24 protein-coding genes are annotated in these 25,364 nt (G+C 69.7%); 11 read left to right on the forward strand and 13 right to left on the reverse strand.

Annotation, left to right across the window (positions count from 1 at the left end; genetic code table 11):
- The first annotated feature begins 90 nt into the window (after positions 1-90).
- Positions 91-390: a DUF1918 domain-containing protein gene (locus ACIBX3_RS16150; protein WP_397117480.1), complete on the forward strand. Its 300-nt coding sequence runs from the start codon at positions 91-93 to the stop codon at positions 388-390.
- On the opposite strand, the gene ACIBX3_RS16155 is transcribed toward ACIBX3_RS16150, so the two are convergent.
- A complete protein-coding gene (locus ACIBX3_RS16155; RefSeq protein WP_397117482.1) occupies positions 314-1,258 on the reverse strand; it encodes an Acg family FMN-binding oxidoreductase in 945 nt (314 codons plus the stop codon). The genes ACIBX3_RS16150 and ACIBX3_RS16155 overlap by 77 nt on opposite strands.
- Positions 1,259-1,548: 290 nt before the next feature.
- Between ACIBX3_RS16155 and ACIBX3_RS16160 the strand changes: the two genes are divergently transcribed.
- Positions 1,549-2,076: a hypothetical protein gene (locus ACIBX3_RS16160; RefSeq protein WP_397117484.1), complete on the forward strand. Its 528-nt coding sequence runs from the start codon at positions 1,549-1,551 to the stop codon at positions 2,074-2,076.
- A gap of 235 nt (positions 2,077-2,311) precedes the next feature.
- Here the strand turns inward: ACIBX3_RS16160 and ACIBX3_RS16165 are convergent, their stop codons facing one another.
- From ACIBX3_RS16165 to ACIBX3_RS16175, 3 genes are all read right to left on the reverse strand, one after another.
- Positions 2,312-3,091: a CPBP family intramembrane glutamic endopeptidase gene (locus tag ACIBX3_RS16165; protein WP_397117486.1), complete on the reverse strand. Its 780-nt coding sequence runs from the start codon at positions 3,089-3,091 to the stop codon at positions 2,312-2,314.
- A gap of 432 nt (positions 3,092-3,523) precedes the next feature.
- Positions 3,524-3,859: a helix-turn-helix transcriptional regulator gene (locus tag ACIBX3_RS16170; RefSeq protein ID WP_397117488.1), complete on the reverse strand. Its 336-nt coding sequence runs from the start codon at positions 3,857-3,859 to the stop codon at positions 3,524-3,526.
- Positions 3,860-4,023: 164 nt separating this feature from the next.
- Positions 4,024-4,326 carry a hypothetical protein gene (locus ACIBX3_RS16175; protein ID WP_397117490.1) on the reverse strand — a complete coding sequence of 101 codons (303 nt, stop codon included), beginning with the start codon at positions 4,324-4,326 and terminating at the stop codon, positions 4,024-4,026.
- Between ACIBX3_RS16175 and pta the strand changes: the two genes are divergently transcribed.
- Positions 4,325-6,403 (forward strand): phosphate acetyltransferase, encoded by a 2,079-nt coding sequence (gene pta, locus ACIBX3_RS16180; RefSeq protein ID WP_397117492.1) that lies wholly within the window; start codon positions 4,325-4,327, stop codon positions 6,401-6,403. The two genes, ACIBX3_RS16175 and pta, sit on opposite strands and share 2 nt — an antisense overlap.
- Positions 6,404-6,832: 429 nt before the next feature.
- Here pta and ACIBX3_RS16185 read toward each other — a convergent pair whose 3' ends face one another.
- The 3 genes from ACIBX3_RS16185 to ACIBX3_RS16195 all read right to left on the reverse strand — a co-directional run bounded on the left by ACIBX3_RS16185 (position 6,833) and on the right by ACIBX3_RS16195 (position 10,698).
- Positions 6,833-7,687 carry a universal stress protein gene (locus ACIBX3_RS16185; protein ID WP_397117494.1) on the reverse strand — a complete coding sequence of 285 codons (855 nt, stop codon included), beginning with the start codon at positions 7,685-7,687 and terminating at the stop codon, positions 6,833-6,835.
- A 79-nt stretch (positions 7,688-7,766) separates the two neighbouring features.
- A complete protein-coding gene (locus ACIBX3_RS16190) occupies positions 7,767-10,358 on the reverse strand; it encodes a cation-translocating P-type ATPase (protein WP_397117496.1) in 2,592 nt (863 codons plus the stop codon).
- Positions 10,359-10,509: 151 nt separating this feature from the next.
- Positions 10,510-10,698 carry a hypothetical protein gene (locus tag ACIBX3_RS16195; RefSeq protein ID WP_397117498.1) on the reverse strand — a complete coding sequence of 63 codons (189 nt, stop codon included), beginning with the start codon at positions 10,696-10,698 and terminating at the stop codon, positions 10,510-10,512.
- Positions 10,699-11,180: 482 nt separating this feature from the next.
- Between ACIBX3_RS16195 and ACIBX3_RS16200 the strand changes: the two genes are divergently transcribed.
- The gene (locus ACIBX3_RS16200) at positions 11,181-11,438 is read left to right on the forward strand and encodes a hypothetical protein (protein WP_397117500.1); all 258 of its coding nucleotides are present in this window, start codon (positions 11,181-11,183) and stop codon (positions 11,436-11,438) included.
- On the opposite strand, the gene narI is transcribed toward ACIBX3_RS16200, so the two are convergent.
- Genes narI through ACIBX3_RS16220 form a run of 4 tightly spaced genes read right to left on the reverse strand, consistent with a single transcriptional unit; the run spans position 11,439 to position 18,065 of the window.
- Positions 11,439-12,152: a respiratory nitrate reductase subunit gamma gene (narI, locus tag ACIBX3_RS16205; protein ID WP_397117502.1), complete on the reverse strand. Its 714-nt coding sequence runs from the start codon at positions 12,150-12,152 to the stop codon at positions 11,439-11,441.
- Complete coding sequence (gene narJ / locus ACIBX3_RS16210) at positions 12,149-12,766, reverse strand: nitrate reductase molybdenum cofactor assembly chaperone (protein ID WP_397117504.1); 618 nt, start codon at positions 12,764-12,766, stop codon at positions 12,149-12,151. Before narJ ends, narI begins: the two co-directional genes overlap by 4 nt.
- A complete protein-coding gene (narH, locus tag ACIBX3_RS16215; protein ID WP_397117506.1) occupies positions 12,763-14,409 on the reverse strand; it encodes a nitrate reductase subunit beta in 1,647 nt (548 codons plus the stop codon). The genes narJ and narH overlap by 4 nt, the downstream gene beginning before the upstream one ends.
- On the reverse strand, positions 14,409-18,065 hold the full coding sequence (locus ACIBX3_RS16220; RefSeq protein ID WP_397117508.1) for a nitrate reductase subunit alpha: 3,657 nt from the start codon (positions 18,063-18,065) through the stop codon (positions 14,409-14,411). Before ACIBX3_RS16220 ends, narH begins: the two co-directional genes overlap by 1 nt.
- A 178-nt stretch (positions 18,066-18,243) precedes the next feature.
- Here ACIBX3_RS16220 and ACIBX3_RS16225 point away from each other — a divergent pair, with 178 nt between their 5' ends.
- Both ACIBX3_RS16225 and ACIBX3_RS16230 read left to right on the forward strand, forming a co-directional pair.
- Complete coding sequence (locus tag ACIBX3_RS16225; RefSeq protein WP_397117510.1) at positions 18,244-18,654, forward strand: STAS domain-containing protein; 411 nt, start codon at positions 18,244-18,246, stop codon at positions 18,652-18,654.
- A 182-nt stretch (positions 18,655-18,836) separates the two neighbouring features.
- Positions 18,837-19,043 carry a respiratory nitrate reductase subunit gamma gene (locus ACIBX3_RS16230; protein ID WP_397117512.1) on the forward strand — a complete coding sequence of 69 codons (207 nt, stop codon included), beginning with the start codon at positions 18,837-18,839 and terminating at the stop codon, positions 19,041-19,043.
- Between the two features lie 21 nt (positions 19,044-19,064).
- Here the strand turns inward: ACIBX3_RS16230 and ACIBX3_RS16235 are convergent, their stop codons facing one another.
- The gene (locus tag ACIBX3_RS16235) at positions 19,065-19,676 is read right to left on the reverse strand and encodes a hypothetical protein (protein WP_397117514.1); all 612 of its coding nucleotides are present in this window, start codon (positions 19,674-19,676) and stop codon (positions 19,065-19,067) included.
- A gap of 217 nt (positions 19,677-19,893) precedes the next feature.
- Between ACIBX3_RS16235 and ACIBX3_RS16240 the strand changes: the two genes are divergently transcribed.
- Complete coding sequence (locus tag ACIBX3_RS16240) at positions 19,894-20,646, forward strand: sigma 54 modulation/S30EA ribosomal C-terminal domain-containing protein (RefSeq protein WP_397117516.1); 753 nt, start codon at positions 19,894-19,896, stop codon at positions 20,644-20,646.
- Positions 20,647-20,745: 99 nt separating this feature from the next.
- Here ACIBX3_RS16240 and ACIBX3_RS16245 read toward each other — a convergent pair whose 3' ends face one another.
- Positions 20,746-21,963 carry an MFS transporter gene (locus ACIBX3_RS16245; protein ID WP_397117518.1) on the reverse strand — a complete coding sequence of 406 codons (1,218 nt, stop codon included), beginning with the start codon at positions 21,961-21,963 and terminating at the stop codon, positions 20,746-20,748.
- A 248-nt stretch (positions 21,964-22,211) separates the two neighbouring features.
- On the opposite strand from ACIBX3_RS16245, the gene ACIBX3_RS16250 reads away from it, so the two are divergent.
- From ACIBX3_RS16250 to ACIBX3_RS16265, 4 genes are all read left to right on the forward strand, one after another.
- Positions 22,212-23,291 carry an Acg family FMN-binding oxidoreductase gene (locus ACIBX3_RS16250; protein WP_397117520.1) on the forward strand — a complete coding sequence of 360 codons (1,080 nt, stop codon included), beginning with the start codon at positions 22,212-22,214 and terminating at the stop codon, positions 23,289-23,291.
- Positions 23,292-23,485: 194 nt separating this feature from the next.
- Positions 23,486-24,325: a universal stress protein gene (locus ACIBX3_RS16255; protein ID WP_397117522.1), complete on the forward strand. Its 840-nt coding sequence runs from the start codon at positions 23,486-23,488 to the stop codon at positions 24,323-24,325.
- Positions 24,322-24,792: an HPP family protein gene (locus ACIBX3_RS16260; RefSeq protein ID WP_397117524.1), complete on the forward strand. Its 471-nt coding sequence runs from the start codon at positions 24,322-24,324 to the stop codon at positions 24,790-24,792. Before ACIBX3_RS16255 ends, ACIBX3_RS16260 begins: the two co-directional genes overlap by 4 nt.
- An 11-nt stretch (positions 24,793-24,803) precedes the next feature.
- The gene (locus ACIBX3_RS16265) at positions 24,804-25,310 is read left to right on the forward strand and encodes a flavodoxin family protein (RefSeq protein ID WP_397117525.1); all 507 of its coding nucleotides are present in this window, start codon (positions 24,804-24,806) and stop codon (positions 25,308-25,310) included.
- The last annotated feature ends 54 nt before the right edge of the window (positions 25,311-25,364 follow it).

Raw genomic sequence — 25,364 nt, forward strand, 5'->3', positions numbered from 1 at the left:
TCGCCGCGGAGACCTCCGGCCCCGCCCCGGCCCGGGCGGGGCTTGGAGGGTGAAAGGGAAGGACAGGCCCACGCTCCTGAGGAGACGGCGATGAAGGCGACAGTGGGCGATCGGCTGGTCCTGGAGGGTACGCGCGGCGACAGCACCCGCCGCAAGGGGCTCATCGTGGAGGTGAGCCACACGGACGGATCGCCGCCCTACCTGGTGCGGTGGTTGGACAACGGACACAAGAGCCTAATCTTCCCCAGGCCGGACGCGCGGATCCTCCATGCCGCCCACCACTCGCAAGCACTGTTCTCAGGTGGCCTTCTGGTCAGTTCTCGACTAGAAGGTCGGCCACGGGCCGGCGTGGCGCGCGGGGCACCATCGGGCCGTAGCCGAGCCTCATGATCATCTGTGGGTGGCCGCGCCGATGATGCGGATCGCTGTGGCGCCGCATGTCGCGCAGGTCGAGAGGCTGGTTGAGGAACGACGCCGAGACCGCATGCTTGGCCGCCACCAGCAGCACGCGCTGCAGCGCCTGCCCGGCGCGTAGCCAGTCCAGCGGCTCGTCGCCGGCGGTGGTGAGCACCGCCAGCTGAGGACGGGCCTCAAAGCGCGCGCTGCCGGTACGGCGGCCGAAGTCGCGGACCGGGTCCATGTCGCCGATGGCTTGTGGTCCTTGGACATGAGCGGGCACGCCCTGGCCCGTGCTCCAAGCCGCCAGCTCGGCCAGGTACTCCGGATTGCCGGCCAGCTCGCTCTCGGCGATGGCGGCATAGTCGAGCAGGTCGATGGCACTGCGCCGGTCCAGGAAGAGCAGCCTGGCGCGCTCAAGCGAGGCGGCGGTGCGCATCTCGCTCAGCACCGATGCCGGGATGAGCCGCTCGCTGAAAGGCTCCCGGTTGGTGCGCCGGTGCGGGATGAGCTCATACAGCTCCCGCATGTCGGCCAACGACGGCGCCTGCGCGTCGAACCGGACCGTGGCCAGCAGGCCGGACGCCTCCCCCGGTTCGGGGAGCAGCTCAGCGGCGGGTCTGCGTCGTGCTGCCTGGGCCGCGACGCGCAGGTTGAACAGCGCGGCGCCACAGCTCACGTGCAGGGAACGTCCGCGTGGATCGCTCACCCGCAGCCACCGGTCCCAGTCGGCCAGCATCTCGATCATGTTCTCGTTGCGCACTCTGAAGCGCCACGGCTGAGTGTTGAGCGCCGAAGGCGCCTCCCCAGCCGCCACCAGAAGCCGCCTGACCGCGAGGTCGATGGTGTGTGCAGTAGTCATGACGCACCTCCTAGGGCCCCAGGCTTGCCCGTGAGTGCGGGTGCTGCCAGGGACGGAAGTCCTGCCGAAGGTCCCTCGCACCGCTAGCCGGTGCCCGCCGGGCCGGTTGGCGGTATCGCGGCGGCGAGTCGTGCCGAGGGATGGTGGCGCTCAGGCGTTGGTCATGCCGCGGCAACTTATGGGACCAAGGTCCTGGCGCTGCGGGTCGTACGGCACTGCCCCGAAAGGGGCGCAGACGGTGTGATTGAGGTGTAACGGAGACGACCAATCAGCAATGAAAGGGGACCGTCATGGCCACCACCATCAACCGGCCCGTGACCCCGGCCAGCACGGGCACGCAGGCACGCCGCCCCGTCGACTACGTATGGGCGATCGCCCGGATCTCGATCGGCTGGGTCTTCCTGTGGGCGTTCCTGGACAAGACCTTCGGCTGGGGCTTCGCCACTCCGGCCAACCGCGCCTGGGTCGAGGGCGGCAGCCCCACGACCGGGTTCCTCAAGGGCTCCGGTGAGAACGCGCTCGGCGGCTTCTTCAGCGCCCTGGCCGGCCAGGCGTGGGTGGACTGGCTGTTCATGGCCGGCCTGCTCGGCATCGGTCTCGCGCTGATCCTCGGCGTCGGCACCCGCATCGCCGCCGTCACCGGCAGCCTGATGCTGGTCCTGATGTGGGCAGCCGAGCTGCCCCTGGCCAACAACCCGTTCATGGACGACCACATCATCTACTCGATCGTGCTCATCGGTCTCGCCCTCGCCAACGCCGGCACCACGCTCGGCCTGGGGAAGCTGCCGATCGTGCAGCAAAACGCCTGGCTGAAGTAGTGCGGAAGACCACACGCCCACCCCGATGCCCCAGGGGTGGGCGTCGCCTTGCGCAGCTCTCTCATGTCCTTGTCCGCCACAGCCGTCCGCGGCCCGCGGTAGGGCCTGGGCAAGACCCAACAGCCCAGGGGACTGGTAGCTGTTTGCGGCTAGGCGGGTCCTGCCGCGTCGTCGTACACCTTCCTTCCCAACCAGCCGCTGATAAGGGCCTTCCGGAGGCCGCCGACAATTCCGGTCATGGTGTCGGCGATGGCGCAGAGCACCTCGGGGCCAGTGCGAGTAGTGCCACGCCGACGGCGGTGGTGACCAGCGCGGTGCAGGCGACGAGGAGCGTGTTAGAGGTGTAGCCCGGCAGCACCGATTGCGTGACGTTCAGCATGGCGTGGAAGATCACCGCCGACAGCACGCTCCTGCCGGTGCGGTCGTAGAGCCAGACGATGACCAGCCGCGCCGCGACCGTGCTGAGGAACCACCAGCCAATCCACCACGGAGAGCGACCGGCCTGGACCAGTGGCACCAAGTGCCAGGCACCCCACGCCACGCCCAGAACGACTCCCGTGCCGGAAGCGCCCCACCGTTGCCGCAGGCCTTCGGCCGCGTACCCCATCCAGCCCGCTTCCTCGCACGCGGCGGCGACGAAGAACGTCGCGAACAGCGCCGGCGTGGCGAGCAGTGAGGCGTGCGTGCCGGCGGGGATCCCGCCGATCGACGCCAACCCGAAGGCGACCAGCCCGATCGCGGGCACCAAGAGAAACGCGGTGACGAGCCAGGGCGTCCGCCGCATGCCTCCGGGGGCGAGGGACTTCAGCAGCAGCCGCCGCGTCGCACCCCGTCCGTCCTGCCTACGCAGCAGGATCACAGCGGCGACGATCGGGCAGACGACCATCAGTGCGCTGACGGGCAGTTCCATGGGCATGCCAGGAATGCTTCCGGAGAACGCTCCCACCAGCCAGAACGGCACAGCGAGGGCGAAGACCAGCGCGATGAACACCCCAGGAGTCCGGCGTAAGGTCATATGTCATCTTGAGTATGAACCTTCGGTCATGCAAAGGCCTTTGGCGGTCGGGAAACACGTTCAGTCGGTCGGTCACCAACTCTCGGTCCTCCACGACAAAGAACTCGGCGGTGGCCTTACGGCATCAGATGATCAGCCCCCTTCGGCGCTGGCGGGGGCTTGGCTGACAGGCGGCTGACCGATCTGGAGATCGTCGCTTGCGGGAGTAAACGGGAAACGGCCCCCTTCCTGAAGTCTGTGGCGCCCTGGCCTGACTTCACTTTACGTGTCCATATGACTACTGGTATGTATGAGTGGCGGCTGGCTGCGGAGGGGGAGTCGGCTCGTGCAGGGCATGGGCGTCTGGAAACGCGAGTCACCACGGTGTTCCCCGGACGCCCATGCCGGTCACGGTTCCCCGGTCAGCCGCCTGAGGCGCGCAAGAGCGGCCGATCAATCCGCGTGAGAGTGCAGGTCGCGGTCGGTGAAGATGGTGATCAGCAGGCGAACGGGCAGCCCGGCCTCGGTGGGATAGCGCAAGTGCATGTCGAGGTCGAGGTTGTAGCGGTTGCGCCGGCCGATGCGCTCGCGGGTCAGGTACCCGGCCTCGTGCAGGTCGGTAACGATGGTCTGCACCGCGCGTTCGGTGATGTTGATCCTGGCGGCGATGTCGCGCATGCGCACTTCGGGGTCACGGGCAATCTCCACCAGTACCCGGGCGTGATGGGTGAGGAAAGTCCAAGTGATGCGATGCCCATCGGTGTCGGATGCATTCACGGCTCGCTTCACCTCTCCCGCCCCTGGCCTTCCCGGCTGTTGAAGGGGCGGACGATCCTCCTTTGCTGAAGATGCTATGACGAACGGCGCCGCCCCGAGCGGGCCGGCGCACTCCGCGCCCATCGCCGCCATGTACCGCCCCAGGTTTGGCCATCTTGACGGTCTCGGGCCGCAGCTCAGACCCGGAACTCCAGCCGTCGCAGGTGATCCACCAGCAGGTAGGCGTAGGTGCGATCGATCCTGCCCTCGCGTGCCTTGCAGAACCTGTCCGGCCACCGGCACTCCTCACCCCTCAGCCGACACGGGAACGCGAGATCCGCGGGGACGACACGCCGCGCGTTCCGCCTGCTACGCCAGCGTTGCGTGGGCCTGGGCAAGGCTTGGACTCCGCTGACCGTGGTGCGCCGTAGCCGCTGGCTGATCTGAGTCGCCTCCCCGATGTGTGGGGGCTTGCCGCGCCCGTCGAGAATGGTGAACATGACACGTGCGGTGTACGTCGCGGCGGCCGAGGCGGGAAGCAACAAGGGCACGGTCGCCCTGGGCATAGTGGAGCTGCTGTCCCGGCAGGTGGAGACCGTCGGTGTGTTCCGTCCGGTGGTGCGGGCGGGTCGTGGGGACAACCTGATCAACACCATCCGGAGCAGGTTCCAGCTCGCCCTGCCCTACGAGAGGTACGCCGGCGTCACCTACGACGAGGTGCACGCCGACGCCGAACGTGCGGCCGGTGACATCGTGGCCCGCTACCGTGCGCTCGCGGTGCGGTGCGACGCGGTGGTCGTGGTCGGCACCGATTACACCGACGTGGGTGCGCCGACCGAGTTCGAGTTCAACGCCAGGCTCGCCGCGGACCTGGGAACGCCCGTGCTGAACGTGGTGAGCGGGCGAGGAAGGACGGTCTCGGAGATCGCCGCCGCGGTCGAGCTGTCGTCCCGGCAGCTGGCGCAGCACCACGCCCGGGAGCTCGCGGTCGTGGTCACCCGGGCGGCGACCGGGCACCTCGCGATCGAGCATCCCACGCCGGTGTTCGTGCTGCCCGAGGCTCCCTCCCTGCGCGCGCCCACCGTCGCCGATCTGCTGGATGCCTGCGAGGGCAGGTTCTTCCTCGGCGAGCGTGACGGGCTCGGCCGGGAGGTGAGCGCTCTGATGGTGGGCGCGATGTCGCTGCCCAGCATCCTGGACCGCTATACCGAGGGCGCAGCGGTGATCATCCCGTCCGATCGGGCCGCCGCGCTGCTGCCCGGGCTGGTCGCGGCGCATGCGGCGCCGGGCTTTCCCGCCCTGTCGGCGGTGATCATGACGGGCGGGACGGATCTGCCCGCCCCGGTGGACCGGCTGCTGCGCAGCATGGCCATTCCGCTGCCGGTCATCGCCACCGACCACGACACCTTCGACACCGCGACCCGTCTGTCGGCGGTGGAAGGCCAGTTCACCCCCGAGGCCAGCGGGAAGATCGACACGGCGTTGCGGCTGTTCGCCGAACACGTCGACGGCCGGCTGCTGCTCGACCGGCTGGCCATCGCCAAGACCGACGTCGTCACGCCGCTGATGTTCGAGTACGAGCTGCTGGAGCGGGCGCGTGCCCGGCGGCGGCACATCGTGCTGCCCGAGGGCGAGGAGCCGCGCATCCTGCGCGCGGCCGACGTGCTGCTGCGCCGTGGCGTGGCCGAGCTCACCCTGCTCGGCGACGAGAAGCGGATCAGGGCGCAGGCCGCCCAGCTCGGCCTGGACCTGGACGAGGCCAGGGTGCTCAGCCCGTTCGACGCCCAACTGCGCGAGCGGTTCGCCCGCGAGTACGCCAGAGTCCGGGCGCACCGGGGGATGACCGTTGAGCTGGCCCGCGACGCCGTTACCGACGTGTCCTACTTCGGCACGCTGATGGTTCACACCGGCATGGCCGACGGCATGGTCTCGGGTGCGGCGCACACCACCGCGCACACCATCAGGCCGGCGTTCGAGATCCTGCGCCTGGGGTTGGTCTCCAGCGTGTTTTTCATGTGCCTGGCCGATCGGGTGCTGGTGTACGGCGACTGCGCGGTCAACCCCGATCCGAGCGCCGAGCAGCTCGCCGACATCGCGATCTCCTCGGCTCGCACCGCCGCCCTGTTCGGCGTCGACCCCAAGATCGCCATGCTGTCGTACTCGACGGGCGCCTCGGGCGCCGGCGCCGATGTAGACAAGGTCCGCACCGCCACCGACCTGGTCCGCGAGCGCCGCCCCGACCTGCCGGTGGAAGGACCAATCCAGTACGACGCCGCAGTCGATCCCTCGGTGGCGCGGACCAAGATGCCCGACAGCCAGGTGGCCGGGCGAGCCACCGTGTTCGTGGTGCCCGACCTCAACACCGGCAACAACCTCTACAAGGCCGTCCAGCGCAGCGCGGGGGCGGTGGCTGTGGGGCCGGTGCTCCAAGGACTGCGCAAGCCCGTCAACGACCTGTCCCGCGGTGCCACCGTCGCCGACATCGTCACCACCGTGGCCATCACCGCCGCCCAGGTACGCGACGACGAACTGAACGCCGACCGTGAGGACGAGGTGGAAGGGGCTATAAGCCACTGACACGCCGCCCCGCCGATGTCCATCGGGGGATATGCCTGCTTTGTGTGGCGGGGCTGGGGGTAGGGAAGCCGGAGATTCAGGCCCGGTGAGGCCCGCCGCGAACGATCGCCCCAAGGATGCGCGGCGGCGGAGCCCGGCCGGCGAGGCAGTCGGAATGAGGCAGAACCCCACGACGGAGACCGGCAGGAGACAATCGGGCGAGGTGGGTAGCCAGGCGACCGCGGCCCCAACGGGCTCAGCATGGGGGCTGGCGGTGGGGGTCTTCGGTGCGGGGATGGGTGGCACCGCGATCAGTGCGCTGACCACCGCCCCCTGGTGCGCGCCGGCGGCACGGCCGCGCCGTTCGTCGTCACGGCGGTCGTGCTCGCGGTCTACGCGGGCGTCGCGTGGCTGGTGCTGCGGGATGCTCCCGGGCGGAGTGTGCAGTCGTCAGCCCGATGTTCGCGTCCGTACGACGGCCACTGGGCAGTACGCGTGATGCAGTACTGCCTGGCTCACCGAGCCGAGCAACATGCCGGCGAGCTGGCCGTACCCATGGGATCCGACCACCAGGAGCGCGGCGTCCTGCGACGCATGTCTCAGGACATCGGCCGGATGGCCATGGACGACCTCCTGCACCACTTCGATTCCGGGGTAGCGGTCGATCCAGCCCGACAGCGCTTGGTCGAGCAGCCGTACCTCTCCCTTCTCAACCTCGCCGTCATCCGGCAGAGGCATGAACCCGTCGCGCAGATCGAGCGATGACCAGCCGTGTACGGCACGCAGGGGCACACCGCGCAACGCGGCCTCCGCAAAAGCGAATCCGACCGCCTTGTCGCCGGCGGGAGATCCGTCCACGCCGACCACCACCTCACTTCTCGGCGGACGCACCTCCCTGACCACGACCACGTCACACGGAGCATGCCCGGCCACGCCTTGGGCGACCGAGCCGAGGAGCAGCCCGCGAAAACCACCCAGACCGTGACTTCCGACGACGAGCAGTTCCGCGTCCGCCGCACAGCGGACCAGCGCCGGACGAGGATCTCCCGGCAAGGGCTCGAACTTCACATCGACCTCCGGCGCCTCCCGGCGTGCCCGGTCCACCCCGGCTGCCAGGACCACGTGAGCGTTCTCACGCATCCACCGGGCCACACCGCCGTACTGGCCGCGCTCGGGGGTCTCGAGCGCCCACCCGGGCATCGCGTGCACCACCTTGAGCATGACGCCGCGCAACGCCGCCTCCCTGGCGGCCCAGCCGGCGGCCTCCAGTCCGGCACGAGAGCCGTCGACTCCAACTACGATCATGTGCTCACTCCTGTATCGAAGGTTTCATGGGCGGACTGCGTGATTTCGGTAGGTGACTACCCGCGCAGGTTGTGTCGCGTCACTGAGGCTCTTCGTCATCGCCGGTCCGGCGCGGTGGTTCGGCGGCTGTCTGCGGATGGCTCGGCTGGACTTCCTTGGGCGCGGGGGAGGGGTGCAAAATCCGGTCGAGGCGTGCTGCGGCATAGCCGAGTACGGACAGCCCGGTGACGATCAGCAGGTCACCTGCCCCCAGTGGTTGGGTGCTGAGCAGCTGGCGCAGCGGCGGCACGTACAGCGCCGCCAATTGCAAGACGAATGCGCCGGCGACGGCGAACAGCAGCATGGGGTTGGCCAGAGACCCTGGACGAGTTCGCGAACCGAGGGCGACCCCGAGTTGGGTGGCGCCGAGGGCGAAGAAGGCCATGCTCTGCCACGGCCGTCCGGTGTGGGAAGCCCAGAGGGCGACGCCGAGGGTGACGGCGGTGAGCACGACGGCGATCCGGATGACACGCTGCCACAGCCCCGCGCCGAGGATGCTCTGGCTCGGAGGTCGGGGCGGCCCCGCCATGGTTCCCGGCACGGTCGGCTCGCCACCCAGGGCCACGCCGGGCAGCCCGTGCGTGAGCAGGTTGATCCACAAGATCTGAGCGGGAAGCAGAGGCAGCGGCAGCCCCACGAACGGGCCCAGCAGCATCACGGCGATCTCGGCCGCGCCCCCGGACAGGCCGTAGACCAGGAAGCGGCGGATGTTGGCATAGACCCGGCGGCCCTCCTCTACGGCCGCGACGACGGTGTCCAGATTGTCGTCGGCGAGCACCAGATCCGCCGCCTGACGCGCGACCTCGGTGCCGCGCTTGCCCATGGCTACGCCGATGTCCGCACGTCGCAGCGCCGGGCCGTCGTTGACCCCGTCGCCGGTCATGGCCAGGACACCTCCCCGGGCTTGCAGGCTCTGGATGATGTCGAGCTTCTGCTCCGGCGTGGCTCGCGCGTAGACGCCGGCCTGGCCCTGATCGAGCGCTCCGGGCTCGCGGCAGTCGACGACCCGGTCACCGGCCTCGATGATGCCCAGGTCAGTGGCGATGGCGCGGGCGGTGCCGGGATGATCTCCAGTGATGAGGATCGGTCTGATCCCGGCCCGTTTGCAGTCGGCGACGGCGGTGGCCGCCGCGGGACGTGGTGGATCCAGGATCGCGATCAGCCCGAGCAGCGACAGACCGCTCTCCTCAACCGTGAGTGGAACGGCGGGCAGATCCGTGCTCGCCACCGCCAGAACCCGGTATCCGGCCCTGGCGAACTGGTCGGCACGCTCCGCAGCAGCGGCGAGCAGCTCCGGATCATCCACCAGAACAGGCTGGTGGAGCAGGGCTTCGGGCGCGCCTTTGCAGATCAGCCGGGCGTCTCCGGTGGGCAGACGATGCACGGTGCTCATCCGCTTGCGGTCGCTGTCGAAGGGAAGCTCGGCCACCCTGGGGAAGTGCGTTTGGACGTCCTTGCGGTCGAAGCCGAGCTTGGCGGCGGCGGCCAGCAGGGCCGCTTCGGTGGGGTCGCCCAGCGCCGTCCATTCACCATGCTCGCCATGTGTGTCTTGCGGCGGCGACAGCCGTGCGTCGTTGCAGAGCACCGCCGCGGTCAGCAACTCGCTGAAGGCGCTGGGGTCCGACGCCTGATCGCTGACGATCTGGCCGTCGGGCGCGTATCCGGTGCCGCTGATCGTGGCCTCCGCCGCCGGAGTCCACAGGTGCCGGGCCACCATCCGGCCCTCGGTCAGGGTGCCGGTCTTGTCGGTGGCGAGCGCGGTGACCGAGCCCAGCGTCTCCACGGCGGGCAGCTTGCGTACGAGGGCATGGCGTGCGGCCATCCGGCGAGCGCCCAAGGCCAGGCTCAACGTCACGACAGCGGGCAGGGACTCGGGTACGGCGGCGACCACCAGGCTGATCGCGGTGATCACCATCAGTTCGACCGGCTGTCCCTGAACCAATCCCAGTGCCAGGACCACCGCTGACAGCAGCACGGCGACGCCGGCCAGCAGTCGGCCCACTCCCACCAGGCGGCGCTGCAGCGGTGTGAGCCCGGCCCCCTTGACCATGAGGGATGCGATGCGACCGCTCGCACTCGCCGCGCCGACCGCGGTGACCACCGCCCGGCCCCGGCCGCGCACCACGACGGTGCCAGACGAGACCGGCGATTCGCCGCCCTTGTCCACCGGCACCGACTCGCCCGTCAACGCTGACTCGTCGACAAGCAGGGCCGCCGACTCGACCACCACGGCATCGGCGGGGACAATGTCGCCCTCGGCCAGCACCAGAAGGTCCCCGACCACCACGTCACCGGACGGGATCTGCTGTTGGCGACCATCACGAACCACCCGTGCCTCCGGGCTCGCGAGCTGCGCCAGGGCCGTGATCGCCCGATCGGCCCGAATCTCCTGCACCACCCCGACCGTGGTGTTGACCACGATCACCAGCATGATCACGGCCGCGTCCGCCCAATCACCTGTCGTGATGGTCAGCACCGCCGCGATGAGCAGGACGACGATGAGCGGATCGCGAAGCTGCGCGGCGATACGCCGCCACAAAGGCACGGGCGGCTGCTGCGGGAGCAGATTGGCTCCGTCCCGTTCAAGCCTCAAGGCCGCCTCTGCCGACGACAGCCCAGACGAAGACGTCACTTCCAGATCCTTCATGCTCGCCCTTTCTCCCGGTCGGCGAATTGATGCCCGTATGGGTCTGCGTACTCATGCTCGTGAACCTTGACGCCGGCAAACAGAGGCGATAGTCCTTTCCCGCGAGGCCGGAACTGAACAGGCGGGTCCGGCCGGGCTACACGGTCATGGTCGTCGCGGCCGGATCGATCGGCCCGGCGGCGATCACCACAGCGCACCTGTTCACTCCGAGCACTTTGTCGCCGTCGATCCGGCCCCAGCCCAGATGGAGGCCCGGCAAGCAGCTCGGCGCGGACCCGGTCATCAGCATCGGGGACGACGCGGCAACCGCGGTCGGGGAGCTCACCCGAGGGCTGGGAGCCGCTGACGCCCGACGAGGTGCACGCCGCCGATGAGGAACTGGCCAAGCTCGTCGACGAGCATGCCGGCCACCTGCTGCAGATGCGCGGGGGATCACCGCAGCCCAATGCTGGATGTCCTGGTCAGGCCCCGGCCGTTTCGCGACGAGGCGGCCTTCGCCACCCTCGCCGGCGTCGGCCCCATCGAGGCCAGCAGCGGCAAGAACACCCGCCACCCCGCTCAACCCCTTCGGAGACCGGGCGCTGAACCGCGCCCTGCACCCCATCGCTCTCACTCTCGAGCGATGCGATCCCGAAACTCGGGACTACCTGGCCAGACGCACGAGCGACGGCAATCAATTCGTTGCCTCAAGCGCTACCTCGCTAACTCACCCCCACCTCGTTCATTCTCGCCGGTTCGAGCTTCGGGTCGGGCGATCAGCTGGTTCCGTTCACGCCGACGCTTGTTCACGCCTTGTGGTATGGCGTCTTGGACGGCCCGCAACTGCTGGACCTGGTGACACTCCGGTACGCGATCGAGGCGTCGTTCTACGAGGCGCGGTACTTCATCGAAGACCATTGGGTCCTGGGACCGGCCAGCCTGACGGTGCGTCACCCGCACCGGTTCCGCATGGTGGCCCTGGGGATCAACCCGTCCTTCGGTGTCACCGACCGCGCCGGTACGGGCGCGCTCTGCGCGACGACTGCGGTACGCGCCCTGACCGCCGCGCGGGCACCCGTTCGCTGATCAGCGCGAGGGTTCCCAGCCGCGCCGGGCGGTGGGCCGTCCTTCGTCCCTGCTGCGGTAGACGATGTAGGGCCGGGTGAGGTAGCCGACGGGCGCGGTGAGCATGTGCACCAGCCGGGTGAACGGCCAGATCGCGAACAGCACCAGCGCGCTGAGCGCGTGCAGCTGGAACAGCAGCGGCGCGCCCGCCATCAGCGCGGGATCCGGCTGGAAATAGAAGATCGACCGGAACCACGGCGAGACGGTGGTGCGGTAGTCGTAGCCGCCGCCGGTGATGTTGGCCAGGACGGTGGCGGCCAGGCCGAGGGCGATGGTGAGGGCCAGGACGGCGTACATCAGCTTGTCGTTGCGGGTGGTGGCGCTGAACACCGGGCCGACGGTACGGCGCCGGTAGATCAGGATGGCCAGGCCGCCCACCGTGGCGATGCCCGCGATCGTGCCCAGCACGACGGCGGACACGTGGTAAAGCTCCTCGCTTACCCCCATGGCTTCGGTCCAGCTCTTGGGGATCACCAGGCCGCCGACGTGGCCGAGCGCCACCACCAGGATGCCGAAGTGGAACAGCGGGCTGCCGATGCGCAGCAGCCGCGACTCGTACATCTGGGAGGAGCGGGTGGTCCAGCCGAACTTGTCGTAGCGGTAGCGCCACACGTGGCCGAGCACGAACACGGTCAGCGCCACATACGGCAAGATCACCCATAGCAGGATGCTCATCGGCCCGCCTCCATGATCGCATACGGTTCCAGGCCGACAGCTTCGGCGGGCGGCCCCTCGGCGGCCAGCCGAAGCGCGGCCTCCTGCTCGCGCGCGCCGGCCGGGGGCAGCGTGGCCAGCACGGCGGCGACCACGCCGGCGTACGGCGAGTGCTCCTCCTCCAGCGCCGCCCGCAGCACCTCCAACCCGGCCTGATGTTCCAACATGAGCCGCCGGGCCTCGCGGACGGCGCCGCGTGCCAACAGCTCGCACACCACGGCCAGGTGGTCAGGCAACTCGCCGTCGGTGAGCTCGAACCCTGCCTGGTGCAGCGCATGTTTGAAGCGCAGCAGCGCCGCGCCTCGTTTGCGGGTGTCGCCGTAGGCGTAATACGTGAGGTACGGGCAGCAGCGCCGCTTCAGATCGAACGTCGCCACGTAGTGGGCGGCCAGCTCAGCGGGGGCGGTGGTGGCCACGTGGGCGAGGAAGGCCGCCAGCCGTTCTCGTACCTCGCCCGCCGGCAAGCCGGCCACCTCGGCGGACAGCACGTCAAGCCCGTCGTAGAGGCGCTCGTCGGGGTAGCCGAGCAGCACCGAGGCCACCATGTGGGCGCTGCGCAGGTCACGCTCGTTCATTTCTTCCTCCGGGGGAACAGCCCGTCGGGTGTGCCCTTGCCGTCCCAGTTGAGCAGGTTGACGCGGCCGCGCAGTTCGTCGGCGTCGTCCAGGTCCTCGCCTGTCTGCCGCTCGCGCAGCGCGTGGAAGTTCTCCACCGCCACCGGGGCGGGCATCCCGGATGCCTCGCCGAAGGGACCGTTCATGCCGGGGCCGCCCTCGTAGTCGAGGCTGCAGCCGGTGGCCAGCTCTTCCAGCTGCGCGCCCTGCTCGGCGTGAGCCTTGGGGATGACGTATCGCTCGTCGTAGGGGGCCAGGGCCAGCAGCCGGTGCATGCCTTCGATCTGCTCGCCGCTCATCCCGACCGCCGTGGCGATCGACTCGTCGGTGTCTTGGCCGAGGTTGATGCGGCGCATGTAGGAGCGCATCGCGGCCAGGCGGCGCAACACCGCCCGGACCGGCTCCGCATCGCCGGCGGTGAACAGCTCGGCCAGGTAGCCGATCGGGATGCGCAGGGCGTCGATGGCACCGAACAGGTTGCCTGCGTCCTCGCCGTCGTGGCCGGTGTTCGCCAGCACGTCCACCACGGGTGACAGAGGCGGGATGTACCAGACCATCGGCATGGTGCGGTATTCCGGGTGCAGCGGCAGTGCGACGCCGTACTCGAAGATCAGCCGGTGGATGGGGGAGCGGCGGGCGGCTTCCAGCCAGTCCTCGGGGATGTCGGCGGCACGGGCGGCGGCGATCACCTCGGGGTGATGCGGATCCAGCAGTACGCTCTTCTGCGCTTCGTACAGGTCCTTCTCGTCAGGGACGGAGGCCGCCTCGGCGACGCGGTCGGCGTCGTACAGGATGAGGCCGATGTAGCGCAGCCGCCCCACGCACGTCTCCGAGCAGACCGTGGGGATGCCCACCTCGACGCGCGGGAAGCAGAACGTGCACTTCTCGGCCTTGCCGGTGCGGTGGTTGAAGTACACCTTCTTGTACGGGCAGCCGGTCACGCACATGCGCCAGCCACGGCACCGGTCCTGGTCGACCAGCACGATACCGTCTTCGGAGCGCTTGTAGAGCGCGCCGGACGGGCAGGAGGCCACGCAGGAGGGGTTGAGGCAGTGCTCGCAGATGCGCGGCAGGTAGAACATGAAGGCCCGCTCGAACTCCAGCTTCACCTGGTCCGACAGCTTGCGCAGCACCGGGTCGGCGGGCGCCAGTTCGGGCCCGCCGGCCAGGTTGTCATCCCAGTTCGCACTCCAGCTGATCTTGGTGGGCTGGCCGGTGATGAGCGAGCGGGGTCGTGCCACCGGGGTGTCGGCCTGCATGGGGGCGGAGAAGAGCCGGTCGTAGTCGTAGGTCCAGGGCTCGTAGTAGTCCTGGATCGACGGCATCAGCGGGTTGGCGAAGATGGAGAAGAGCTTCTTGAGCCGGCCGCCGGCCTTCAGACGGAGCCGGCCGCGCCGGTTGAGCTCCCAGCCACCCTGCCACTTGTCCTGGTCCTGGTAGGTACGGGGATAGCCCTGTCCGGGCCGGGTCTCGACGTTGTTGAACCAGACGTACTCGGTGCCTGCCCGGTTGGTCCAGGCCTGCTTACAGGTGACTGAGCAGGTGTGGCAGCCGATGCACTTGTCCAGGTTCATCACCATGGCCAGCTGCGCCATGACACGCATCAGTAGTCGACCTCCTGGCTGCGGCGGCGGATCACGGTGATCTCGTCGCGCTGGTTGCCGGTCGGCCCCAGATAGTTGAACGCGAACGACAGCTGGGCGTAGCCGCCGATCAGGTGCGTGGGTTTGACCAGCAGCCGGGTCAGAGAGTTGTGGATGCCGCCACGCAGACCGGAGGTCTCGCTCTTCGGCACGTCCACCACCCGTTCCTGGGCGTGGTACATGTACACCGTGCCTTCGGGCATGCGGTGCGAGACGATCGCGCGGGCCACCACGACGCCGTTGCGGTTGACCGCCTCCACCCAGTCGTTGTCGGAGATCTTCGCCTTGGCGGCGTCGGCTGGGCTCATCCAGATGGTCGGCCCGCCACGCGACAGGGTGAGCATGAGCAGGTTGTCCTGGTATTCGGAGTGGATGGACCACTTGGAGTGCGGGGTGAGGTAGCGCACGGTGATGCCGTTCTCGCCGGACTCTCCCACGCCGGGCTCGCCGAACATTGCGGTCATGTTCAGCGGCGGCCGGTAGACCGGCAGCGCCTCGCCGGCCTCGTGGATCCAGTCGTGGTCGAGGTAGAAGTGCTGGCGGCCGGTGAGCGTGTGCCAGGGCTTGCGGTGCTCGACGTTGATCGTGAACGCAGAGTAGCGGCGCCCGCCGGTCTCGCTGCCCGACCACTCCGGCGAGGTCGTCACCGGCACCGGCCGGGCCTGGGTGTCGGCGAAGGAGATCTGCTTGTGCTCGTCGGCCAGCCCGTCGAACGACGTCCCGGTACGCCGGCCCAGCGTGGCGAACCCTTGGGCGGCCAGGTGCCCGTTCGTGGTGCCCGACAGGGCCAGGATGGCCTCGCACATGTCGCTGTCGCGGGCCAGAGACGGGCGGCCGCCGGCGACGCCGCCGCGGACGGTGCCGTTCATCCTGCCCAGCCGGTCGATCTCGCCGGAGACGTCGAACGTCAGCCCCTTGGTCGTGGCGCCGAGCCGTTCCAGCAGCGGGCCGAGGGCGGCCATCTTCTCCGCCACCGCCCCGTAGTCGCGCTCGACGGTGACCAGTTTGGGGAAGTCGCGTCCTGGCGTGGGCGGCCGGCCCGTCGTGCGCCAGTCGTGCACCCGCCCGTGCGGGGTGGCCAGCTCGTCGGGCGTGTCGTGCAGCAGCGGCACGGCAACCACGTCCGTGCGCGTACCGAGGCGGGCCTTGGCCAGACCGCTGAACGCCTTGGCGATGGCGTGGAAAGCGGCGAAGTCGGTCCGGGTCTGCCAGGGCGGGTCGATCGCCGGGGTGAAGGCGTGCACGAACGGGTGCATGTCGGTCGAGGACAGGTCGTGCTTTTCGTACCAGGTGGCGGCCGGCAGCACGATGTCGGAGAACAGCGTCGTGGACGTCATCCGGAAGTCCAGCGACAGCAGCAGATCGAGCTTGCCTCGGGGCGCCTCAGCCGGCCAGGCCAAGCTGTCGGGCCGCTGCCCGGGCGCGGCCTCCTCCGCGCGGACGGCCGAGTCGGCGCCCAGCAGGTGGCGCAGGAAGTACTCGTTGCCCTTGGCCGAGGAGCCGAGCAGGTTGGCCCGCCACACGGTCAGCACGCGCGGCCAGTTCGCGGGCGCGTCGGGGTCCTCGCAGGCGAAGCCGAGCCGCCCGTCGGCGACCTGTCCGGCCACGTACGGCCCCGTCTCGACACCCGCCGCGGCGGCCTCGTCGGCCAGATCCAGGGGGTTGCGGTCGAACGTCGGGTACGACGGCATCCACCCCATGCGGGCCGAGGCGGCCAGCAGGTCGGCGGTGGCCTTGCCGGTGAACGCGCCGCCGCCGAGCGGCGAGGAGACGACGTCGGCCGAGTACGTGTCATAGCGCCACTGGTCGGTGTGCAGGTACCAGTAGGCGGTGCCGATCATCTGTCGGGGCGGTCGCGACCAGTCCAGGCCGAAGGCCAGCTGCGCCCACCCGGTGATCGGCCGGCACTTCTCCTGGCCGACGTAGTGCGCCCAGCCGCCGCCGTTGACGCCCTGGCAACCGGTCAGCGTGGTCAGCGCCAGGAACGAGCGGTAGATGGTGTCGGAGTGGAACCAGTGGTTCGTCCCCGCCCCCATGATGATCATCGATCGGCCGCGGGATTCCTCGGCGTTGGCGGCGAACTCACGGGCGATGCGGGCAGCCGCCGCGGCCGGCACGCCGGTGATCGCCTCCTGCCAGGCCGGGGTGTACGGCTCGGCCGCGTCGTCGTACGAGGCGGGCCAGCGGCCGGGGAGCCCGTCGCGGGCCACCCCGTACTGGGCGAGCATCAAGTCGTAGACCGTGGTGACCAGGTGGCCGCCGACCCGCCGCACCGGCACCCCACGTTCCAGCACCCCGTCGCCGTGACCGTCGAAACGCGGCAGCGCGACCGCCGCCGCCTCCTGTCCAAGGCAGGTCAGCAGCGGGTCCACCTCGCCCAGGTCGAGGTTCCAGCGTCCCTGCCCCTGCTGCGAGTAGCGGAAGGCGAGCGACCCGTTCGGCACGACCGGCTCACCGGTGCGCGCGTCCAGCAGCACCGTGGCGAACGCCGCCTCCTGCTCCTCCTGGCCGAGATCGGCCGCGGTGAGGAACTTGTCCGGCACGTACGCGCCGCCGTCGTGCTCGCGGAGCCGGACCAGGAACGGCAGGTCGGTGAACCGCTTGACGTAGTCGGCGAAGTAGGGCGTCTCGCGGCCGGCGAAGAACTCCTTGAGGATCACATGCCCCATCGCCATGGCCAGCGCGCCGTCCGTGCCCGGGTGCGGGGCCAGCCACTCGTCGGCGAACTTGGCCGCGTCGTTGTAGTCAGGCGCGAGCACCACCACCTTTTGACCCCGATAACGCGCCTCGGCCATGAAGTGGGCGTCCGGCGTCCGGGTGACCGGCACGTTCGAGCCCCACAACATCAGATAGGAGGCGTCCCACCAGTCCGCCGACTCGGGCACATCCGTCTGGTCGCCGAACACCTGCGGCGAGGCCACCGGAAGGTCGGCGTACCAGTCGTAGAACGACAGCATGGCGCCGCCGATCAGCGAGATGAACCGGGCGCCGACCGCGTGCGAGGCCATCGACATCGCGGGAATGGGGGAGAACCCGGCCACCCGGTCGGGGCCGTACGCTTGGATGGTGTGCACATGCGCCGCCGCGATGATCTCACATGCCTCGTCCCAGGTGACCCGCACCAGGCCGCCCTTGCCGCGGGCCGACTGATAGCGGCGACGCTTGTCCGGGTCTGCGGTGATCTCCGCCCACGCTTCGACTGGGTCGCCCAGCCTGGCCTTGGCCTCGCGGTACATCTCCACCAGGACGCCGCGCGCATACGGGTAGCGCACTCGGGTGGGGGAGTAGGTGTACCAGGAGAAGGCCGCGCCGCGGGGGCAGCCGCGCGGTTCGTACTCCGGCCGGTCGCCACCCACGCTGGGATAGTCGGTCTGCTGCGCCTCCCAGGTGATGATCCCGTCCTTGACGTACACCTTCCAGGAGCACGAACCCGTGCAGTTCACCCCGTGTGTGGAGCGCACCACCTTGTCATGGCTCCACCGGTCCCGGTAGAAGGCGTCGGCCTGGCGCCCGCCGATCTGGTGCAGCGTCCGCAGGTCCGCTGAGACCGCGCCCGACCGCAGATGCCGCCCCATCCGCAGCAACGCGTCGCTGACCGGCCCGTCCATCGCCGACATCGTTACCCCTCTCCCCAAGCGCCACAAAGCCGCCTTACCCGACATATCGGCTTTCATTGCCCGCCACAGAAAAACTCGGGCCGTAACCTGATCCGCGTCAGGCGGTCAGGCGCCCCATCGCCACATCGGGACATAACAGGGGGTATCGGCGCCGACGTGGAAGGTCTATGGTGCCCGCATGGGCGTCTCCTGGCCGCGTAAGCCCTCGCCCAGCCCGGCGAGGGATTCCACGGCGTCGCTGACGATGACCCACCAGCATCTGCCCGGCATGAGCGTGATCGCGATCGGCGGCGAGGTCGACCACACCACGAGCGCCGAGCTGGCCGGCTACATCGACCGTGTCCGCCGACCCGGCGACGATGTGATCTTCGATCTGACCGAGTTGTCGTTCCTGGACAGCGCCGGCCTGCAGGTCCTGCTCGCATGCATCCGCCGCGGCGGCGCTGACGGCCCTAGCGTCCATCTGGCAGCCGCCCAGGGGAAGCCCGCCCGCTTGCTGCAGATCACCGGAATCGACGCGCACCTGCCCGTGCACGCCACGGTCGAGCAGGCCATCACCGCCGTCCTCACCTCCGGCCAGAGCGGCTGAACCGATCCCGCGGTTTGCCGACGAACAGGCCTGACGGGCTTGAAAGGGCGGCTCCAGCCCGGTGACATCACCGCACCTCAAGTCGCTGGATGCCGACGCTCATGATCGCAGGCCTCACGATGATGTCCTTCATTTCGGAGAGGCCGCTTCGGGCTTGCTCGGCTCGGTGCTTGGCGGCCCGGGTGGCGATCACGACCGGCCTGCTGTTCGAGCTGCACGCGCTCGGCACCCTGCTGCTCTTCGCGATCTGGCCCCTCACCCGGCGGGTTCATGTGCTCATCGCGCCCATTGGCTACCTCGTCCGGCCGTCCATCGTCTACCGCAGCAGGGACCAAACGCCGGCCCCCCGCCCGGCGCGGCTGGGAGCCATGACGCTGACTCGGGGCTGATCCGATCGCCACACGCACCATCTATGCTCCGGCCAGCAGCGCCACGTGGGCGACGGTCCGGAAGCGGTCGCGGGTCACCCGCGTGTAGGCCTGGGCGGCCGCCTGGCGAATCTCTTCGGCGAGGACGGTGCTGATCTCGCTCAGGAACGACAGGTAGACGTGCACCGTGCCGTCCACCTCCACGAGCTGTACCTGGGGGCGTGTGCCCGCGCGGTGCAGCAGGGGCCGGACCGCGTCGGCGATGGCCCGGCGGGCTGCGGGGCCGGCCGGCGATACCGCTTCCGCGCAGGTCTCGACCAGGTCGACGGGATCACATCTGGACGCGATCTCGTCCAGCGCGGTGCCCGACGGTGTGGGCCCTGCCACCAATACCGGGACCTGCGCGCGCAAGGCGCACATGACCCCGGCCTCTCTGAGCGTGAACGGCCCCGGCGCCAGCCTGACGTCGACCAGCAAATCCACGTCCCCGTCGGCCAGCGGACAATGCCCTTCCAGGGCCATCCCGGCGCACGGCGCGGTGGACGCCGGCGCGCCGGGAGGATGGCAGTAGGCCACCTCGTGTCCTTCGAGGGCGAGCAACGCCCCGGCCACCGCGCCGCCGGAGGGGTCCGACTCCGTCATCAGGATCCGCATGCGACCACCCTGTCGTCTGCCGTCGACCTCGAGCAGGGACCAAAGTCCATTCAGCGGCGGGCTGGAGACCTCCATGTGATCGCTCCCGCCCCTCAGGTCCCTTCCGTCGCAGGAGCCCAACGTCCTTGCGCAGTGGGGACGAAAGTCCCTGGCGGCGGCCTCCGAACTGATCAGAGGGTGAAGGCGTCAGAATCGGATGCGAAGAAGGTGCTCACCCATGAGGCACAGGCCCATCGCTCTTGATCCCGCGGACGTGCAGGTCAAGATCCGTGGCGGGATCCGGTCCGCCGACGTCCGGCGTGCCAGGCAGACCGTGGCCGAGCTGGCACGGCTCGCCCATGAGCCGGTGCTCGGCGCGAAGGTCAAGCTCGCTACCGCGCCGGGGCTCGCAGTGGAGCGACGGACGGCGGAGGCCGTGCTGGACGTCCAGGGGCGGCTCATCAGGGCCCAGGCCAGCGCCGTCTCCACGCGCGCGGCCATTCACCTGCTCGGCGACCGGCTGCGGGCGCGGCTTTTGGAGAGCACCAGGGACTGGGAGAACCGGCGGGGGCGCCACCACCAGCAGCAACCGCCCGGCCGGTCCGGTGGCCAGCAGCGGATCGTACGGACCTTCACGGCGGCCCGCGCCGTGCCCGACGAGGCGGTGGTGGACATGGAGCAGCTCGACTATGACTTCCTGCTGTTCACCGAGGCCACCACGGGCCAGGACAGCGTCGTCTACCGCGCCGGCGACGGTTACCGACTCGCCCAGCTCGTGCCCCAGCCGGACCTGCCGACGCCGACGTGCGCCGCGATCTCGGTCAGCCCGCTGCCCGCCCCGCGGCTCGCACCGGAGGAGGCGATCGAGCGGTTGGAGCTGACCGGGTTCCCGTTCGTCTTCTTCGCCGATGCCGACACCGGCGGCGGTGGTCTCGTCTACCGCCGGGACGACGGGGACTACGGCCTGGTCAGCACCGTTCACGACAGCTGACGGGGGCGTCGCCCCGAGCCGGACCGCGGCCCAAGGCGCGAGCGGGGCCGCGGTCCTCTGGCGTACGCGGACAGCGCCTGGCCGCGGCGCAAGGCGTGATCAGCGGACGGGTGCTCGTGCGGCGGTCAGGGCGCGTACCGCGGTCAGGGTCAGAACGATGGACAGCGCGGCGGTGACGGCCAGCAGTGCCAGGCCGAGCCCGTAGGAGCCGAGCCGGCCGTAGATGAAGCCCATGACCAGCGGAGGCACGAACCCGCCCAACCCACCGGCCGCGCCGACCAGCCCGGTCACCGAGCCGACCTTGTCGGCCGGGGCAATCTGGGCAACCAGTGCGAACGTGGCACCACTGCCCGCACCCAGCGCCGCCGCCATGGACAAGAACGCGACCGTACCCACTGGCATCAAAGCGGGCGTCAGCGCCTGGATCGCCGCCATGACGGCGACCACGGCGAACACCCCCACCAGCACCCGCACCACGCCGATCCGATCCGACAACCACCCGCCGACCGGGCGCGCCAGGACCGCCAGCACCACGAACCCGGCCATCCGGAAAGCCGCATCCCCCTGCTCCAGCCCATAACCCGTCTGCAAATAGGCCGGCATGTAGACGGAGAAAGCGACATAACCGCCGAACGCCACGGCATACAGCAGGCACGCCTGCCACGTGATCGGCAACCGGGTCGTGGCCGCCAGCCGAGCCATCAGCGGCTGCCCGGCCACACTCCGCCCGGGAGCATCCCGCAGCACCAACCACGCGACGACCGCGTAGACCGCGAGCACGACCGCCGTGACGACGAACGGCGCGGCCGCGCCGCCCGTCCTGACCAGGGGGACGGTGGTCAGCGCACTGATCGCGGTGCCACCCATCCCCGCACCGAAGACCCCCACCGCCAGCCCCCGCCGATGCGGCGGAAACCACGCATTCACGAACGGCACCCCAACAGCGAACGCGGTACCGGCGACGCCCAAAAAAAACCCACCGACCAGCAACGCCACCAGCGAGCCCTGCCCCGCGACACCGATGAACAGCACCGGCACGATGGTGGCGGCCGATACCAGCGGGAACATCACCCGGCCGCCGTACCGGTCGGTCAGCGCCCCCACCGGAATCCGCCCCAGCGAGCCGACGATCACCGGCACCGCCACCAGCAACGCCTGCTGCGGCGCCGACAGACCCAGCAACTCCTTAAACCGCGGCCCCAACGGGCTGAGCAGCGCCCAAGCCCAGAAATTCACCGCAAACCCCAACGTCGCCACACCCAGCATCACCCAGGGCATCCGACTGGAGACGGACACCCCTTTCTCACCCACGGCCATGAATTCCTCGCATCGAGGCGCTCATCGTATGGATCATTTGGCGTCCGCTACCCCGCAGGAGGACGCTCAAAGACAACAACGTGGGACGAGGTGCGACAGCAGGGCTTGACCGTGCCGCCGGCTAGGTCACTCCACCAGCTGGTAGTCGGCCGCGGTGCCCGGGCCAGGCTGGGAAACGGTCCATCGGACGCGTACCCAGGGACCTTGGTCCCTGTCGTGATCATGACGGGCCACGTGATCTTTATCTCATGTCCGCTGTAACCCCTGATGCCGGATCCCTCGCCGCCCGAGAGCTCCCGTTCGCGACGCCCGGCGGCGTGAGCAGAATGGTGAACGCCGCCATCGCGGCGCCATCGGTGCACAACACCCAGCCGTGGCGCTTCCACCGCGTCGACGACGCGACCATGGATCTGTACGCCGATCTCGACCGGCTGCTCCCCGTCACCGACCCGATGGGACGCGGGCTCGGCATCAGCTGCGGGGCCGCACTGTTCAACCTGCGGTTGGCGACCCGGATGACTGGGCACGACGCCCACGTCACGACGCTGCCCGACCCGGCCGGCCACCCCGATCTCCTGGCCACGGTGCACGCAATCCCGGGCGACCCGCCGGACCAGGACGAGCGGTTGCTGTACGACATGATCCCGCACCGGCGTACCAACCGCTTCCCGTTCGACGGCCGGCAGCTGCCCAGGGAGGTCCTTGTCGACCTGGTGCATGCCGCGCACGCGGAGGGCGGCACGCTGGTCCTGGTGAAGGGACGTACGGCGCGACGCGTGCTCAACATGATCGGCGCGGCCGAGGACACATTGGTCGCCGAGGAGCCCTACCGGGCCGAGCTTGCCCGCTGGACGGATCCGGTAAGGACCTTCGACGGCGTGCCCGAGCACGCCTTCGGCCCCCGCCCGAGGAACGGCGAGCTGCCCATGCGGGACTTCCACCTGGGCGGCCACGATGTGGGCTACGGGCGGCACACGGCGGCGGGCCGGCACGGCACGCCCGGCGCGGACAGCACGCGGCCGAGCGCCGACTTCGAGGCCGATCCGCATCTCGCGGCTCTGTTCACCAGAGGTGACGGGCCATGCGACTGGCTGGGCGCCGGGCAGGCGCTGCAGCGCGTGCTGCTCACCGCGACCGCCCACGGCGTGGCGGCGTCGATGTTCAGTCAGCCGCTCGACCTGCGGCCCGCGCCGCACCGCGGTGACCAGGCCGGGCCTTTCGGACACGTGCAGATGCTCATCAGGTTCGGGTACGGCTCGCCGGTCCCGCGCGTGCCCCGCCGCCCGGTGTTGGAAGTCCTCGACCCGGTAGAGGCCCCGCGTGTGTGAGCAAGCGCTGCAGGCGGTCGCTCCGGTCACTGAAAGCAGAGCCACACCCTTCCTCTTTGGGCACGCATTCGTCAAGGCCAATCCGTGTCGGCTGAGGACCAACGGCGCCCTCGTAGGGGACTTAGGCCCGCTGCGCGCAGAGTTCGCTCTCGCGAAGGTGAAGGGAGAGATGCAACTCGTGGATGGGAGGCGTGATGGCCAGTCACATCGTGGTCGGCGTGGACGGGTCCGCACCGGCGACCGCGGCAGTGGAGTGGGCCGCCGCCGACGCGCAGCGGCGCGGACTGGACTTACGGATCGTGCATGTATGCGAGCAGCGGCCGCACAGCGACGGCATCGAGTACTGCACGGGGGCGCTGGAGGCCGCCGCCGACCGAGCCCGGCGGCTCACCGGCGATGTCAAGGTGATGACGGAGCTGCTCAGCGGCAACGAGATCAAGAACCTGATCGTGGAATCGGAGTCGGCGGACAGTCTGGTGCTGGGCAGCAGAGGGCTCGGCGGATTCGCCGGGATGATGGTCGGCTCGGTCGGCTTGGCCGTGGCGGGGCACGCCGCGGGACCAGTCGTCATCGTCCCCGCTCCCGCTGTGGAGCGCTACGACACCGTCGTGGTCGGATATGACGGCTCGGGGCATTCGGAAGCTGCGATGGCCTACGCCGTCGAGCAGGCTCGGGCTCGGAAGGCGCGGCTGCGCGTCGTCTTCGCCTGGCGGGTGCCGATGTTCTCGCCGTACGCCGTCACATACAACAGCCTGATCGAAGTCGCCATGCAGGATGCGATGCGCGCGGCGCGCGAGCGGGTCGAGTCGTGGCGCGTCCGCAACCCCGACGTCGACATCAGCGACGACCAGCGATGCGCGCATCCTGTCACCGCGCTGATCGAGGCGGGCCGGTCGGCGGATCTGGTCGTGGTCGGCTCGCGCGGCGTGGGCCGTCTGGCCTCGGCCCTGCTGGGTTCGGTCAGCCATGGGGTGTTGCACCACGTGACCCGCCCCGTCGCGGTCGTACGGCCGTACATCAGGGAGACGTCATGAGCGCCGAGTCGCTGACCGCCGAGCAGGTGATGAGCCGCATCCTGGTGGCCGTCAGGCCGGAGGAGTCGCCGCTGATGGCCTGGGAGCTGATGCGTCGTGCCGACGTTCACCACCTGCCGGTCGTCGACGGCGAGCGGGTGCTGGGCATCCTGACACGCGAGCAGCTGGCCGCGTCCTGGTCGGGCGGGCCGCAGGAGCAGTCCACCCGCCAGGTTCGGACGTTGTTCGGCCGCGAGCGCAAGCCGCTGGTCCGTCCGGACACCCCGCTGGCCCGGGTCGCGGCCATCATGCTCGACGCCGGCTGTGATGCCGTGCCGGTGCTGTCGGACGATGGGCTGGTCGGCATGGTGACGGCTCGTGACGTGCTGGCGGCCGTCGCCGGACGTGCCAGGCCCATCGAAGGGCCCGGCGAAGTGGTCACCGGGATGTTCCATCTCGAACCGGTTCTACCCCACGACAACCGATGAGGAGGCGCGTGATGGACGCGCTGGTCGTCTACGAATCCATGTACGGCAACACCAAGCAGATCGCCGAAGCGGTGGCCGAAGGGCTGGCTTCCCGGGTGCGGACCGAGGTGGTCGAGGTCGGCTCCGCGCCCGCACAGGTGGGGCCGGAAGTCGGGCTGCTCGTGGTGGGCGGGCCGACGCACGCCTTCTCCATGAGCCGGGCGTCCACCCGCCGGTCCGCCGCCGAGCAGGCCACAGAGCCGTTGGTCTCCCTGAGGCACGGCGTGCGCGAATGGCTGGCCACGCTGCGCACCTCGTCGGCGAGGCTCGGCTCCGCCGCCTTCGATACCCGCATCGCCAAGCCGCGCATGCCCGGCTCGGCCGCGCGTGGCATCGCCAAGCGACTGCGCCGCCTCGATATCGGCGCGGTGGCGAAGGCACAGAGTTTCTACGTCACCGGCGGCCAGGGACCTCTGGTGGAGGGCGAGCTGGAGCGGCACAGGCTGGGGGCGACGCCACCCGGCGCGTTGCGCCGATGAGGGGCCGAAGGTCCCATGACAAGAGGGACCGTCGCCTCTAAGCATCGGTCCCCG

The sequence above is a fragment of the Nonomuraea sp. NPDC049480 genome (assembly GCF_044465905.1).
Classification (GTDB): Bacteria; Actinomycetota; Actinomycetes; order Streptosporangiales; family Streptosporangiaceae; genus Nonomuraea.

Bases quoted from the DNA above. Each gene is read 5' to 3' on its own strand.
- ACIBX3_RS16150 (WP_397117480.1), top strand. From the start codon at position 91: ATGAAGGCGACAGTGGGCGATCGGCTGGTCCTGGAGGGTACGCGCGGC.
- narJ (WP_397117504.1), bottom strand. From the start codon at position 12,766: ATGAACGAGCGTGACCTGCGCAGCGCCCACATGGTGGCCTCGGTGCTG.
- ACIBX3_RS16175 (WP_397117490.1), bottom strand. From the start codon at position 4,326: ATGTTCACCATTCTCGACGGGCGCGGCAAGCCCCCACACATCGGGGAG.
- narH (WP_397117506.1), bottom strand. From the start codon at position 14,409: ATGCGTGTCATGGCGCAGCTGGCCATGGTGATGAACCTGGACAAGTGC.
- ACIBX3_RS16240 (WP_397117516.1), top strand. From the start codon at position 19,894: ATGAGGCACAGGCCCATCGCTCTTGATCCCGCGGACGTGCAGGTCAAG.
- ACIBX3_RS16245 (WP_397117518.1), bottom strand. From the start codon at position 21,963: ATGGCCGTGGGTGAGAAAGGGGTGTCCGTCTCCAGTCGGATGCCCTGG.
- ACIBX3_RS16235 (WP_397117514.1), bottom strand. From the start codon at position 19,676: ATGCGGATCCTGATGACGGAGTCGGACCCCTCCGGCGGCGCGGTGGCC.
- ACIBX3_RS16220 (WP_397117508.1), bottom strand. From the start codon at position 18,065: ATGTCGGCGATGGACGGGCCGGTCAGCGACGCGTTGCTGCGGATGGGG.
- ACIBX3_RS16260 (WP_397117524.1), top strand. From the start codon at position 24,322: ATGAGCGCCGAGTCGCTGACCGCCGAGCAGGTGATGAGCCGCATCCTG.
- ACIBX3_RS16185 (WP_397117494.1), bottom strand. From the start codon at position 7,687: ATGATCGTAGTTGGAGTCGACGGCTCTCGTGCCGGACTGGAGGCCGCC.
- ACIBX3_RS16225 (WP_397117510.1), top strand. From the start codon at position 18,244: ATGGGCGTCTCCTGGCCGCGTAAGCCCTCGCCCAGCCCGGCGAGGGAT.
- ACIBX3_RS16160 (WP_397117484.1), top strand. From the start codon at position 1,549: ATGGCCACCACCATCAACCGGCCCGTGACCCCGGCCAGCACGGGCACG.
- ACIBX3_RS16165 (WP_397117486.1), bottom strand. From the start codon at position 3,091: ATGACCTTACGCCGGACTCCTGGGGTGTTCATCGCGCTGGTCTTCGCC.
- ACIBX3_RS16250 (WP_397117520.1), top strand. From the start codon at position 22,212: ATGTCCGCTGTAACCCCTGATGCCGGATCCCTCGCCGCCCGAGAGCTC.
- ACIBX3_RS16255 (WP_397117522.1), top strand. From the start codon at position 23,486: ATGGCCAGTCACATCGTGGTCGGCGTGGACGGGTCCGCACCGGCGACC.
- narI (WP_397117502.1), bottom strand. From the start codon at position 12,152: ATGAGCATCCTGCTATGGGTGATCTTGCCGTATGTGGCGCTGACCGTG.
- ACIBX3_RS16155 (WP_397117482.1), bottom strand. From the start codon at position 1,258: ATGACTACTGCACACACCATCGACCTCGCGGTCAGGCGGCTTCTGGTG.
- ACIBX3_RS16265 (WP_397117525.1), top strand. From the start codon at position 24,804: ATGGACGCGCTGGTCGTCTACGAATCCATGTACGGCAACACCAAGCAG.
- pta (WP_397117492.1), top strand. From the start codon at position 4,325: ATGACACGTGCGGTGTACGTCGCGGCGGCCGAGGCGGGAAGCAACAAG.